The organism is Arsenophonus symbiont of Ornithomya chloropus, assembly GCF_964026495.1.
In the GTDB taxonomy this organism is placed as follows: Bacteria; Pseudomonadota; Gammaproteobacteria; order Enterobacterales; family Enterobacteriaceae; genus Arsenophonus.
Genome location: NZ_OZ032148.1, coordinates 390,770 through 405,873, shown reverse-complemented (window position 1 = coordinate 405,873; position 15,104 = coordinate 390,770). Strand labels below are relative to the sequence as shown.

6 protein-coding genes and 1 pseudogene are annotated in these 15,104 nt (G+C 20.6%); 3 read left to right on the top strand and 4 right to left on the bottom strand.

Features of this window, described 5'->3' with window-relative positions:
• Nucleotides 1–634 precede the first annotated feature (634 nt).
• Entirely contained in the window at nt 635–1,492 is an 858-nt protein-coding gene (gene rpoH / locus ABNS14_RS01470; protein WP_348666600.1) for an RNA polymerase sigma factor RpoH, read from the bottom strand.
• Between the two features lie 2,731 nt (nt 1,493–4,223).
• Between rpoH and rsmD the strand changes: the two genes are divergently transcribed.
• A complete protein-coding gene (rsmD, locus tag ABNS14_RS01465; RefSeq protein WP_348666599.1) occupies nt 4,224–4,793 on the top strand; it encodes a 16S rRNA (guanine(966)-N(2))-methyltransferase RsmD in 570 nt (189 codons plus the stop codon).
• 690 nt (nt 4,794–5,483) lie between these two features.
• Here the strand turns inward: rsmD and tusA are convergent.
• Both tusA and epmA read right to left on the bottom strand, forming a co-directional pair.
• Nucleotides 5,484–5,729, bottom strand: a complete 246-nt coding sequence (gene tusA, locus ABNS14_RS01460) for a sulfurtransferase TusA (RefSeq protein WP_348666598.1) — start codon at nt 5,727–5,729, stop codon at nt 5,484–5,486.
• A 625-nt stretch (nt 5,730–6,354) separates the two neighbouring features.
• The gene (gene epmA / locus ABNS14_RS01455; protein ID WP_348666597.1) at nt 6,355–7,335 is read right to left on the bottom strand and encodes an elongation factor P--(R)-beta-lysine ligase; all 981 of its coding nucleotides are present in this window, start codon (nt 7,333–7,335) and stop codon (nt 6,355–6,357) included.
• A 1,701-nt stretch (nt 7,336–9,036) separates the two neighbouring features.
• Between epmA and plsB the strand changes: the two genes are divergently transcribed.
• Nucleotides 9,037–11,475 (top strand): glycerol-3-phosphate 1-O-acyltransferase PlsB, encoded by a 2,439-nt coding sequence (plsB, locus tag ABNS14_RS01450; protein ID WP_348666596.1) that lies wholly within the window; start codon nt 9,037–9,039, stop codon nt 11,473–11,475.
• Nucleotides 11,476–11,480: 5 nt separating this feature from the next.
• Here plsB and ubiA read toward each other — a convergent pair.
• Nucleotides 11,481–12,379: pseudogene (ubiA, locus tag ABNS14_RS01445) on the bottom strand (4-hydroxybenzoate octaprenyltransferase).
• 813 nt (nt 12,380–13,192) lie between these two features.
• Here ubiA and ABNS14_RS01440 point away from each other — a divergent pair.
• The gene (locus tag ABNS14_RS01440; protein WP_348666595.1) at nt 13,193–14,905 is read left to right on the top strand and encodes a proline--tRNA ligase; all 1,713 of its coding nucleotides are present in this window, start codon (nt 13,193–13,195) and stop codon (nt 14,903–14,905) included.
• The last annotated feature ends 199 nt before the right edge of the window (nt 14,906–15,104 follow it).

Below are 15,104 nucleotides of genomic sequence, written 5' to 3'. Positions count from 1 at the left end.
AAAAAAAACAATCTTTTTAAGAAAAAACAGTTTATAAATAAAAAATAGTAGCACTAACTCTTCTTTTTAGATATTAATCAGTAAATTATTTTTCTTTTCAAAAGAAAAATGTAAATATCTTTTTATATGAAATACTCTATATCACATATACAAAAATCTTAAAAAAAAGAATAAAAAATTACCAATAAAAAAAAGTTTTAAAAAATATTTTATAAAAAAAAACACAAAAAAACATTAATATTGATATAGTAAATATACTTTCCTATATAACATTTTAAAAAAAACAACAGAACTATGTTAGAATAATGCAAAAATTTGCATTTATTAAAAATATTAAGATTAGGTAAAAAATTAGCAAAACATAAACATCAAAAACTACTAAGCAATGTTAATTAAAAGACACTTTAAATTTTTGCAACTTAATCATCAGAATATAGACAACCCATATAAATTATTTTTTCTAAATTTTAAAAACTATTATTAGATATAATCATGAAATATCCTCGAAAGGAGCAAACAAGAGCTGTATTAATATTAAAAAGCATAAATCGTAGGACCTTACGTACAAAAATAAAGAAATATGGAATTAATTGATAATTATATAGAACTATAAAATTATAGAAAAATGTCTTTTCTAAGTTTCTAAAACTAATCGAATTTTTTTCATTGCATTTTTTTCTAATTGTCGTATGCGTTCTGCAGATACACTGTATTTATCTGCTAAATCTTGTAAAGTAATCTTGTTTTCTTCATCAAGCCAACGTGCACGAATAATATTTTGACTGCGTCGATCTAAGGTACTCAATGCCTGCATTAATTTATCAGTAGCATAATTTTCCCAATTATCTTCTTCAATACTATCAGCAAAATCAGAAGATTTATCTTGCAAATATAAAGCAGGTGCAAAAATAGCGTGCTCAGAATTATCATGTTCATTATTTATATCTAATGCCATATCTTGTGCAGACATCCTTGATTCCATTTCACGAACATCTTTACTACTTACCCCTAATTCTTGTGCAAGAATATTGACTTCATTTTGATTAAACCAACCAATTCTTGTTTTATTTTTACGCAAATTAAAAAATAGTTTACGTTGTGCTTTAGTAGTTGCTACTTTAACTATTCTCCAATTACGTAACACATATTCATGAATTTCAGCTTTAATCCAATGAATCACAAAAGAAACTAATCGTACACCAATATCGGGATTAAATCGACGAACAGCTTTCATTAATCCAATATTACCTTCTTGAATAAGATCTGCCTGTGGCAAACCATAACCAGAATAATTACGTGCTATATGTATTACAAATCGTAAATGAGAAAGTATAAGTTTTTTAGCTGCGTTTAAATCACCATAATAATATAGTTTTTTAGCATATTTTTTTTCTTCTGCTGCCGTCAATATAGGATAAGCATTAGCTAATCTTACATAAGCTTCAATACTACCTTGTGGAATTAATGCCAATGATTGCATATCTTTTGTCATTGATATCCTCTTTAAAATTTAATAAAATCAATAAGTCAAAATAATTCTTTTAAGTTTTTTTATATACCATATATGTAAAATCAAATACATAATATATATTAAATATTTTAAATTTTATATTATCAAATAAAAATCAAAAATTAGTAAATTTATCATAAATTAGTTAAATTCATAAGATGAAATAATAATTTACAATAGAAAAAAACATTAATAATTATCACTTCACTATACAATACTTTAATAATTAAGTGGTAATAATCGATGATGTTATTAAAAAAATTATTATCATTATAAAAATATTAATAATATTTTATTTTATTAAAAGAAAAATGATGAAAATGCGTTGCAAATAGCACTATGATATATTTTAATATATTAAAAACTTCTAACACTCAAGAATTTAAAAAATATTATATATAATAAAGTTTAAAATAATTTTTATTATACACTATTTTAAAATGAAAAAAATAAAAATATCTCCAGATTTTCTATATACTAAATCTTTAATTAAAAAATATTGAATTTTATATTATCACTAACTAATGAAAATACTTTAAGAATCATATATCTTAAAATAAGATTTCATTAATTTAATTAATGAATACAGAAAAAATAAACAATCATTATTTTAATAATTTCTTTAATTCCTAAAACTTTGATGATTTTATTTCAAATATTTATCAATAATTTAAATTTTAAAATCAATGATCAATATGATAATTTTCATAACTGATATAAGATTTTTTTTAAATAAATCTAAACATAAAATTTAGCTAATTATAAAATAGAATTATTAATTTTTCTGACGAATAATTAACATAAATAATATTTCTTAATTATTCATTATCATTTTTACAAAATAGTTGCTCAAATAACGTATAAAGAAAGAAATAACAGACAAAAAATAATATTATAGACATTATAATAAAAATTATTCTTACAATAATCTTCCTGAGGGTTAATAAAACATATTTAATAATTTATTTAATTAAAATAAACACCACTTTTTCTCTAAGATATTCTGGCAATCTTCATATTAAATCTCTAGTAATAAAATTTTTAACCACTATTATAATCTATAGCTCTTATTATTTCTTTACTTAAATTTAAAATTAGATAATACTTGTAGTAAGGCTAAAAAATCATAAATAATTATCAAAATTATTAAATAAAATTTAAATAAAATTGCTTTAATTCTAACAATTACCGTATAATAACCTTTAGATAAAATAACATATAAATTATCTTTTTTCATATATCAATAATATAGTATATTGTTATGTTATTTATTAAAAAATCTTATCTGAAAATTGTTTTTCATTTTTTAATCATTTGGTTATTAATGAAATTGAAAAATATCTTCTAAAAGAAAACTTATCTGATATCACATAAAAAAAAGCTAAAACACATATTCATAAGCAATAACGATAAAATTAATTAACGATATAAAATATTTTAATAAGATAAAAACTACACTCTTCAAAAATACTAATCTATTGAAATAAAAAAGACTTTACATTTTTTCAAATCGCAAAATAGAAATAATTTTTAAACAAAAAATAATAACAGCTAAGATATGTTAATAATATAGCAATCCATGATGAAAACATTTTTGGTTTACAATAACCAATTAAACATATTCTAGTTTAGAATAACCAATTAAACATATTCTAATATAGAAATAGCTATTACTGAAATAATAAAAAACAACCATAAAACATCAATATTTTTGTACTAATTTCAAAATAAAAACTAAAATTTTAAATTGATCAAAAAACTATTACTACTTTTTTCTTAAATATCGATTTTTATTAAAATTATTTCCTTTATATTTATTCATAAAAAATAGTTTTATCAATTTTAATTTGATCTGTATTTAAATCTAAAATAAGTAATATTTTTATAAAATGCTGATCGATCAAATTTTTATATACTTTATTCTTCAATTGTACTACTAAAAAATTTTATTATGTTAATAACTAATAGTATCTAAATATAACATATCTATCATCTTAATACCCAATTAAATAAATAATTGCAAAAATAATTTATCCTACATCTCATCTAAAATTTTGAAAAATAAAAAAATATGTTAATACTTTTTTAAAAAATTTTGACAAAGTAATCAACAGAAAATAAAAAATGGTTAATTCACTAAATTAAAATCTTAATTATTTTTTGTGATTCACAATAAGGCATTTTTAAATTTTATATAAAATTAATATTATTTATTAAAAAATTTTAATTTATACATGTTATTCATATTAATATACCACTGAATCAAAATTGATCCCCGACTTTTATTAGTACTATTTATTTTTAATATAAAAATTATTTAATTTAATTTTTATATTTTTTAATTAATTGCTTCAAATAAATTACTCTATTTCTAAATAAATTTAATATTAGTATTTTTATTATCAAATTTGTTATTTTTTAATATAAATTTTAACAGAAAAAATATTTTATAATTTTATGTATTTATTCATTTTTTTTCATAATTTTTAAATCAAAAATTTTTATTTTACTAAGAAATAGTATTTAATTAAATATCTTATTTATCAAAAAATATAATTTTAGTATATTACTGAATTTAATTACACAATATATTGCAAAAAATATCAAATTTACAATAAATTAATATTTCTATTTTAAAATAAATTAATATTTCTATAAAAAATTGAACATGTGATCTAATTCAAGAATTTACATATAATATAGATATAAAAAAATGAAAAAAAAACATCATAAATTAAAAGGTATTCGCATCATTGGTGGAAAATGGAAAGGTCGTATGCTTTCTGTTTTAGATAGTCAAGATTTACGACCAACTAAAAATAAAATTAGAGAAACTCTGTTTAATTGGTTAAGACCTGTTATCAAAAAATCGCATTGTCTTGACTGTTTTTCCGGTAGTGGAGCTCTAGCTATTGAAGCACTTTCTCATTATGCTGATTCAGTAACTTTAATTGAATTAAAATCTAATATTTTTATTCAATTAATAAAAAATTTAAATACATTAGAAATAAAAAATGCAAAAGTGATTAAAAATAACACAATAGATTATTTATCAAAAAAAGGAAAAACCTATAATATTGTTTTCCTTGACCCACCTTTTTATAAAAATTTATTAGAAAAAACAGTATGGTTATTAGAAATAAATGGTTGGTTAGCTAAAAATAGTTGGATATATATTGAAGTAGCAACAAAAACTAATTTAAATATATTACCTAGTAACTGGAATCTTTATCGCAGAAAACAATCAGGTAAAGTAGATTATTATCTTTACATACGTAATTAATATTTTTTAAAAAAAAATTGTACAAAATAATTTAAAAAACATATTTTTTTAGTTTTAGAAATAAATATTTATTTTTGAATAGATTATTAATAAAAATAAAAAACATTTATGAAAAAATAAAACTAGCAATTTTCTATAATAAACAATCAAAATTAAAAATAAACTACAAATTTGTAATTAAATTAATTACCATCTGAAAAAAAATCATGTTTTGAAAACATATTTTTCTTTAATACAAAAAACATTTTTTTAGAATAAAAAATTAATTATTTTAAGAAAGATTAATAACAAAAAAAATATTTTAATCTTAATTATATAAATAAAAAATTTTTTATAATAATCATTAATAAAACATAAACTAATAACCTAAAAATATAATTCAAAGATTATTTTCAGCAAATTTTATTTTATAAAAAACAATAATTTTTATATAAAAATTAAAATATGATAATTCATGATAAGATAAAAAATTAACATTTTTCTACTTAATAAGCATTGCGCTGTATATAAAATCTAATTAGTATTAGAATTATTATAAAATTAATATCATACATATTAAAATAATATAATAATTTAAAATAAAAAACAAAAAAAATAAAAAAGGTTTTAAATACAAAAAAAATATATTATCATCTAAAAATATTTATCAGAATTCATTAAAAAATATATGCATTCACTATTAAACAAATATTAATTTTTTTTTAAAATTACATAACAGTATGGTAATTTTTGAGTTTCTTGTAATATAAGATCATGCTGCATAAAACGACAAAAAGCTGGGATATCCACAATTACTGATGGATCATTAGTAATAATAAATAATTTTTCATTTATACGAATCTGACGGATTTTTTTTCTTATCATCATCATTGATTCAGGACAACGTAAACCCTGTATATCAAGAATTTGATTAAAATCACAAAAAAAAGACGACATATTTATCTCTTGATACATTACATGATGATTAGAATAAAAAATAGTATCTTATATATTACTATTAATTATATTACTATTAATATTGTCACACAATATATCATAATTACAATATATCATAATTAAAAGTAATGTTATTGTTTATATCTAATTAAATTAATTAAAAAATATATTATCTCTTTTTTAAAAAATATTTAATATATATTATTTTTTCCACTTTTTAAAAAATTTTGAAATATTGCAAAAATATTTTAACTAATAATATCTTATACTGTAATATTATTATTTTTTTAAATATTATTTGTGATGATAAAAAAAGAATTTTAATACATTAAATTAATATTATGCATATAAAAAATTTCTATTTATCTATAATAATTATTATAATTCACAAACAACTATGTTTTATAAAAAAATATATTATTAACATTTTTATAAATTTATCATAAAAAATAATTTATGAATTAATCTATTTTTAAATAACACCATAACCGAACACACTATTTTTTAACAACTCATTTATATTTTATTTGTGCTTTTATTTTATACATTTATATTTAAATTCCATATTATTTTACTCAAAAAAATAAAATCAAGAAATAGTAGTTCTATATTTAGTAAAATTATTTTAGGCACGTTCTATAGAAAAAGACATAACATCAGTAATGTTTTCTGTTTTCAAAGCCAACATAAGTAGTCGATCAATACCTAAAGCTACACCAGAACAATCAGGCATAACTTGATCTAATGCAGTTAAAAGATATTTATCTATTGGTTGTATAGGTAAACCAATATTTTTTCTAGTATTATTATCATTTTCAAAACGTTTTTTATGTTCTTCTTTATCAGTTAATTCACAAAAACCATTAGCTAATTCGATACCTTTAAAATAAACTTCAAAACGTTCTGCAACCCTATTGTCTTCTTTACTAATTTTAGCCAATGATGCTTGAGATGCAGGAAAATGATAAATAACTGTTGGTTCTTCTTTTCCTAAATGAGGCTCAATCCCAATTGTAAACAAAAATTGTAACAAAATATCCTTATCTTTTTCTCTATATGCGTTGCTTAGACCTAACTTGAATGCTGCATCACATAATATTTTTTTGTTTAACTCTAGAGATAATGGATCAAAATTTAAATAACGTTGAAATACTTGTTGATATGAAAGTCTATTTGTAGGTACACAGTCTAAAATTTGTTGTAACAAATCATCTACTTCATCAATAAGTCTATACATATCATAATTTGGTCTATACCATTCCAACATAGTAAATTCTGGATTATGATAACGTCCTTTTTCTTTGTTACGAAAAGATTTTATCATTTGATATATTGGTCCACTACCTGCAGCTATTAAACGCTTCATATGATATTCTGGACTTGTGATCATATACATTTTAATATTATCATTAATAAAAGGAGCAATAAATTGAGTTTCAAAAGGAAAAAGGTGAACATCGGTTACTGTAAATTTACTTAATACAGGTGTTTCAACTTCTACTACACCACGATCAATGAAAAACCGTCTAATTTCATTAATAATTTTAGATCTTTTTAATAAATTATTAATAGATATATTTGGTTGCCAATTTACTCTCTCATTCATGATAAAAACTCCAAAAGAGAACATAATCTGCTTGCTTTATCAATTCAAAGAATAAAAAATCTCTTATATTCTAAATTTATGATTCTATAATTTCAAGAAATTAAATTTCAAACTTACATCAAAATAGTGATACGATACTCATTACTTTAAAAATGAATATAATCAAAAATAAATTCATATAATGAATATAGATTTTTAAACTTAATTGAAAATATTTTAGTTAATTAAAAATTACATTTTTTGATATTTAATTATTATATGAAATTTTTTATTATATCATTTAAAAAAATATAACAAATAATTATTAATAAATTTCATCTATAAATATATGATATTTTAATAAACATAAATTAATACAAATTATGCTAATAATCATTAAAAATATTTGATATAATTTTACCTAAATATATAATAGTTTATATTTCAATTTAAATTTTATATATATCATAATACAGTATATAATAAAAATTCATAATTTGAAATATTAAAAATTATTATTATAATTTATTATTAAAATTATCCAATCCATAAAAAATAATTATTATTTTATAATCAATAATCTATAGAATTTAAAGTTTAAATAAACTCATAAAAATTATTTTCAAAAAATAATTTATTAAAATATATATATTTTTTTATAAAAAAATCTTATAAACATTTATTTAAAAAGTATTTTTAGATTTTTATTACAAAAAGCAATACTATTTGCTATATACATAGCATATAATTTTAAAAAATTATTAAACATTTAGCACAAAACGATAGTAAATTTTTTTTACATTACATGTAAAAGTACTTTACAAATAAATTATATTTTATATATTATAGTATAAATTGCTTCTCCTTAGTTTTTAAAAGAAAGTACTAAACCTCTAACGATTTATTGCAAATAAAAATTACTGTTTAAATAAAAATATTCGAAAAAAATAATAAATATTAGATGCTAATATTTTATTTGAAATATATACACTAAAATATTAAGATTTTAATTAAAAAAATTATTTTAAAAATAAGGTTAATCAGAATTTTCAAAGAACCATAATTAAAAACACAAAATAATACTTATGTAATGTTAAAAATTTAAATTTTTTAAAAAAATACTCTTAAAATAAAAATCATAACCATAACGTAAAAATAAAAAATTATTCAATCAATATAAAGTTTTATTTCTATTCTTTTTACTCTTAGTATTAGTAAATACGTATATAATTAATATATCTAAATTTAGAATAATTTATAATATTTAAGATACAAGATAATTTAAATTTAAATGTAATTTTTACATTAATAAAAATGCGTTACTTAATTAAATTAGTAAATTAAATTAGTAATAATTGTATCAAAAATGTAGAATTTTTAAAAATAGATTTTATAGCATTTCATTATTTAAAAGGTTATAAAATACTTAACTGATTTACTAACTAAAAATAAAATTAAGCAAATCTGAATTTATTAACTTATGATTCATAATATAAAATTTATGATATATGTAAATTAATAATATACAAATATAATCTAAACTTGCTAAAGTTACTAAAAATCTTTTGAGATTAAATTCTTCAATTTTTAAAAAATATTAAATATCACATTTAATTTTTTATAATACTTCATAAATTTAGCATAAATATATTCAAAAAAAGATTAAAATTCTTATTTATGATATACTTATGTAGAATTTAAATAAGAGGCCATAGCTAATATATGTCATTTTGGTACAAAATTCACTATAATTTATTATATTTAGCAATAAAATTTCTTGTAAAAAGTAAACTAATACCGCCAGATCCAATCAAAGATCTGAATCTTGATACGACACATTCTTTTTTATATGTGTTACCATATTATTCAAAAACAGATTTGTTAACATTACGACAACAATGTTTTTCTATAGGTTTACCTGACCCCCTGCATCCTATTACAATAAATAAAATAAAATTACCTGCTTGCTTATTTATTGATGATAAACCAAAAATATTTCGTTACTATACATCAAACCAAAAAAAATCAATAAAAACATTTATTGCTTACCTTGATCTTCATTTTCATAATCCAGAATTAAATATTCAATTACTACCTGTATCAGTAATGTTTGGAAGAGCACCTGGTCGTGAAGCTCATTTCAAAAAATCTTCCTTACATTTTCTTCATGGAATTCAAAAATTTTTATCCATTATATGGTTAGGACGTGATAGTTTTGTCCAATTTTCTCCTAGTATTTTTTTAAGAAAAATGGTTTATGAACATGGCAATGATAAATTTATAGTCAAGAAACTTATTCGAGTAGCTCGTATTTATTATTTAAGACAAAGATTAGCAGCCGTTGGCCCTAAACTACCTATAAAAAATAATTTATTTGATAAACTATTAAAATTAAAAATAATTGAAAAATCTATTGAAGATGAAGCAAAAATAAAGAGAATTTCACTTAAAAAAGCAAAAAAAAATGCGATTAATATAATGGAAGAAATTGCTGCCAATTTTTCCTATGAAGCAATCCGTATTACCGATCGTATATTAAGTTGGACATGGAATAGACTCTATCAAGGTATTACTGTACAACATGCTGAACGTGTACGTCAATTAGCACAAGATGTTAATGAAATTGTATATATTCCATGTCATCGTAGTCATATGGATTATTTATTGCTTTCTTATGTACTATATCATCAAGGTTTAGTTCCTCCTCATATCGCTGCAGGTTCAAATCTTAATTTTTGGCCTATTGGACAAATTTTTCGTCACTTAGGTGCTTTTTTTATTCGTCGTTCATTTAATGGAAATAAATTATATTCTAATATATTTCGTGAATATCTTAGTGAATTATTTTCGCGTGGTTACTCAATTGAATATTTTATTGAAGGAGGACGCTCTCGAACTGGTCGGTTACTAGCACCAAAAACAGGTACGCTTTCCATGACTATACAAGCAATGCTAAGAGAAGATATACATCCAATTACTATTGTTCCAATTTACATAGGTTACGATCATGTATTGGAAGTGGGTAGCTACATCAAAGAACTACAAGGTGCAAAAAAAGAAAAAGAAAATTTATTCACGATATTTAAAAGTTTATTCAAATTACGAAAACTTGGAAAAAGTTATGTAAATTTTGGTCAACCTATTAAACTAAAAAACTATTTAAACAAATTTATTCCAAAATGGCATCAATCTTCAAATATCATTCAAACACAACGTCCAATATGGCTAAATTCAGCTGTAACAAAACTAGCTCATAACATTATGGTGAGCATTAATAATGCAACTGCTGTTAATTCAATCAATTTATGTGCTACAGCTTTATTAGCTTCTAAAGAAGGTGTGTTAACAAAAAAACAACTTCTTAAACAAATTCAATTTTATTTAGAACTTTTTAAAAATGTTCCTTATAGCAATGAAAGTACGATGCCTAAAAATACTGCTGATTTTCTTGTAGATGAAGCATTAAAATTAAAAAAAATTATAATTGAGAAAAATAAAATAGATGATATTATCTTAATACCAAAAAAAAATATAGTAATAATGACTTACTACAGAAATAATATCACACATTTACTAATCTTACCCGCTTTATTAGCTAATATTATATTACATAATAATCATATTCATTTAAATGAAATTTATCGTCAAATAAAACTTGTTTATCCTTTTGTAAAAGCGGAATTTTTTATTAAATATAATCTTGAAGAATTATCTGATATAATTGAAATTCTAATAGATGAATTAATACGTCAACAGTTAATATTTAAAAATAAAGATTGTATAAATATTAATAAAAAAAATATATTTACTTTACAACTATTAGCGGCAAATATAAAAGAAATATTAGCACGCTACGCTATTACACTTGCGTTACTTAATAAAACACATAAAATTAGTCGAACAATTTTAGAAAAAGAAACTTATATACTTGCTAAATATATTTCTATCTTACATGGCATTAATACATTAGAATTTTTTGATAAAATAAGTTTTTCAACTCTGCTCAATACTTTAAAAAAACAAGGTTATATTAATAAGGAAGGTAATATGATTATTATATTAAATTCAAAATTAATATATCATATTATTATCAAATTAATATCTACTGCAGTACGTTTTACCATTGAAAGTGTAAATAAAATTTCAAATAACACATTGTAAAAGTGTTAAAAATTTAAGAAAATACCGATAAATAATAGCAAACCGACATAATTATTACTCATGAATGCTTTAAAACATAAGATTGGCTGGCGATTAACTATTAATATTTGTTGATAAACAAAAATACCCAACATTAATATTAAACTTATAGAATAAGTTATACCTAAATTTATTTGATATTTCATATAAAATAATATCAACAACATAGATATTTGTAAAATAAAAATAATTAATTTATCAAATCTTCCAAAAATAATTGCCGTTGATTTTATACCAATTTTTATATCATCATTACGATCAACCATTGCATATTGAGTATCATAAATAACAGACCAAATAATATTTACTAAAAATAACAACCAACATTCTAAAGGAAAAGAATTAATAACCGCTGAATAAACCATCGGAATTGACCAACCAAATGTAATCCCTAATATTATTTGAGGAAAATAACTAAATTGTTTAAAAAAAGGATAAATTACAGTTAATAGTAAACCAAAAACAGATAACACAATTGTTTTCTTATTCAAAGTCAAAACTAATAAAAAAGAAGAAATAATCAACAAAAAAAAATATTTTTTGCTTCTCGTATACTTATACTACAGTTTACTAATGGACGTTTTTTAGTTCGAGTAACATAAGCATCAAACTTTCTATCAACATAATCATTAACAACACAACCAGCAGAACGCATCAAAAACACACCAGTAGTGAAAATGAACAAAATATAAAAATCTGGTAATCCACGATTAGATAACCATAGTGCCCAATAAGTAGGCCATAACAAAAGAAAAATACCTACAGGTTTATTAAGACGTATCAAATTAAAATAAGAACAAAATTTATTAAGATTTAAATTTTTATATTTCAAAGTTTTTTCTCTTATTAATTTATTTTTTAACATTTCTGTTTTTTATTGCATTACAAATAATTTATTTACTAATATTAAAAATTTGATTTTTATTTTAAATATTTTTTTAAAAGCATTAGAGATCACAATTATAAATTTATAACTAATTAATTAATAAATAATATTGCTCTTTAAAAATATATAAAAAACATTTATACAATGTTAAATATTAACTTATTATATGTTATAAATTTTACAAAAATATAATCTTTTTTTATTTTTTAATAAAAATTACATATCTTTATAAAAAATATGTTAAATGTAAAAATTAACAATTTTTTCTAATCATAAATTTATATAAATCTACAAAAATATCAATATCTTAAAAAACATATTTTTGATATATATCTTAATCATCTATATTTTATTTTAAATTTTAGTATTTATGCTATATTTTCTGATATATAACTACAATATAATATTACAATATTATTAATATACCAAATAACTAATAAAAAATTAATATTTTAATATTAAAATTTAACAATAATTAAAAGAAATAAAAGTTTTAAAAAACTACATAATTAAAAATATTAATCTTAAATTTAGTTAAAACATAATTAGTTAAAATGATATTGAGAAAAATTTACATAAAATGATGTATTTTTATCTTAAAAAATCATATTTACTTAAAGTTAGCATTTATTTAATATTAAAATTTCACACTATGTTTATTTTAAACTATAATAGTTATTTTACTTTTAAAATATTAAAAATATATTATCTCTTTTTAACATTTATTAATTCACTGTTAAAAAAATCAAAATATTTTTTACTAAAACTTATTGTTTATGGAAAAAATAAAAAATGCGAACAAGTCAATATCTTCTCTCTACTTTGAAAGAAATTCCTTCAGATACTGAAGTGATTAGTCATAAACTAATGCTCAAAGCGGGTATGATACGTAAACTTGCTTCTGGATTGTATGACTGGCTACCAACTGGTATTCGAGTATTAAAAAAAATTAAAAATATCATTCGTGAAGAAATGAACCAAGTTGGTGCAATTGAAATTTCTACGCCAATAGTTCAACCTGCACAATTATGGAAAAAAAGTCGTCGATGGGAACAATATGGACCAGAATTACTTAGTTTTATGTATCATGGTAACGAATCTTTTGTACTTGGACCTACTAATGAAGAAGTGATTACTGATCTTATACGTAATGAAATTACTTCTTATAAACAATTACCATTGAATGTATATCAAATCCAAACAAAATTTCGTAACGAAATTAGACCACGTTTTGGAGTTATACGTTCTCGTGAATTTATCATGAAAGACGCTTACTCATTTCATATCGATCAAAATTCGCTTCAAAAAACTTACGATATTATGTACAAAACATATAGTACAATTTTTACACGTATTGGTTTTAATTTTAGAGTCGTAGAAGCAGATACTGGATCTATTGGTGGTAATATATCACATGAATTTCAAGTATTAGCTGATAGTGGAGAAGATAATATTGTTTTTTCCAATCAATCAAATTATGCAGCTAATATTGAATTAGCAAAAACCATTTGTCTTACAAAACGTCCTAAACCTACTAAAAATATGCGTCTTGTCAATACATCTAACATAAAAAATATTACTGAATTAGCAAAATTATATAATTTACCTATTGAAAAAATCGTAAAAACTATAATAGTAATCGGCGTACAAAATAATAGCCATAAACTTGTTGCTTTATTAATCCGTGCTGATCATGAATTAAATAAAAAAAAAGCAGAAAAACATCCTTTAATCGCTACTCCATTAAAATTTGCCACAAAAGAAGAAATAAGAAAAATATTGAAAATTAATCCACATACATTAGGCCCTATAAACTTGTTCATACCAATAATCATAGACAAGAGTGTTGCAGTAATGAGCGATTTTACTGCTGGAGCTAATATTGATAATAAATATTATTTTGGTATTAATTGGCAAAGAGATATTTCTATACCTCATATTTATGATTTACGGAACGTCGTCTCAGGAGATCCTAGCCCAGATGAAAAAGGAACACTACAAATAAAACGTGGAATTGAAGTTGGTCATATTTTTCAGCTTGGAGAAAAATATTCTAAGGCAATGAATTTTACTGTTCAAAATAAAAATGGATATCATCAAACGATTACTATGGGGTGTTATGGTATTGGTATCACAAGAATTATTGCAGCAGCAATAGAACAAAACCATGACAATAAAGGTATTATTTGGAATGATTCTATTGCACCTTTTCAAGTTGCAATTATACCTATAAATATGCATAAATCACATTTTGTGCGAGAAATTGCTGAAAAAATTTATTATCAATTAACAAAAAATGATATTGATGTATTATTTGATGATCGTAAAGAACAACCGGGTATAATGTTTGCTGATATAGAACTTATTGGAATACCACATATGATAATAATTAGTGAATCTTATTTACATAAAAACCAAGTAGAATATAAAAATAGAAGAAATAATGTAAAAGAATTTATTAATCTTCTTGAAATAATTCATTTTTTAAAAAAAAAATGTAGCTAATTTATTATATATGAAATAACATTTAGCATAAATCTTCATATTTTATAAAAAAACTTAATACCAAATATAATTTTAAAATAAGTATTAAATCTACTGAATATTAGTTTTTAGTTTTTAAAAAAAAATTATTAATTATTTTCATCAATTATCGTATTCTTATATCAATGAATAATTTTATTAGAAATTATCAAAAATAATA

Excerpts from the sequence above, each read along its gene's own strand:
- rpoH (WP_348666600.1), bottom strand. The coding sequence starts at position 1,492 with ATGACAAAAGATATGCAATCATTGGCATTAATTCCACAAGGTAGTATT.
- rsmD (WP_348666599.1), top strand. The coding sequence starts at position 4,224 with ATGAAAAAAAAACATCATAAATTAAAAGGTATTCGCATCATTGGTGGA.
- tusA (WP_348666598.1), bottom strand. The coding sequence starts at position 5,729 with ATGTCGTCTTTTTTTTGTGATTTTAATCAAATTCTTGATATACAGGGT.
- epmA (WP_348666597.1), bottom strand. The coding sequence starts at position 7,335 with ATGAATGAGAGAGTAAATTGGCAACCAAATATATCTATTAATAATTTA.
- plsB (WP_348666596.1), top strand. The coding sequence starts at position 9,037 with ATGTCATTTTGGTACAAAATTCACTATAATTTATTATATTTAGCAATA.
- ABNS14_RS01440 (WP_348666595.1), top strand. The coding sequence starts at position 13,193 with ATGCGAACAAGTCAATATCTTCTCTCTACTTTGAAAGAAATTCCTTCA.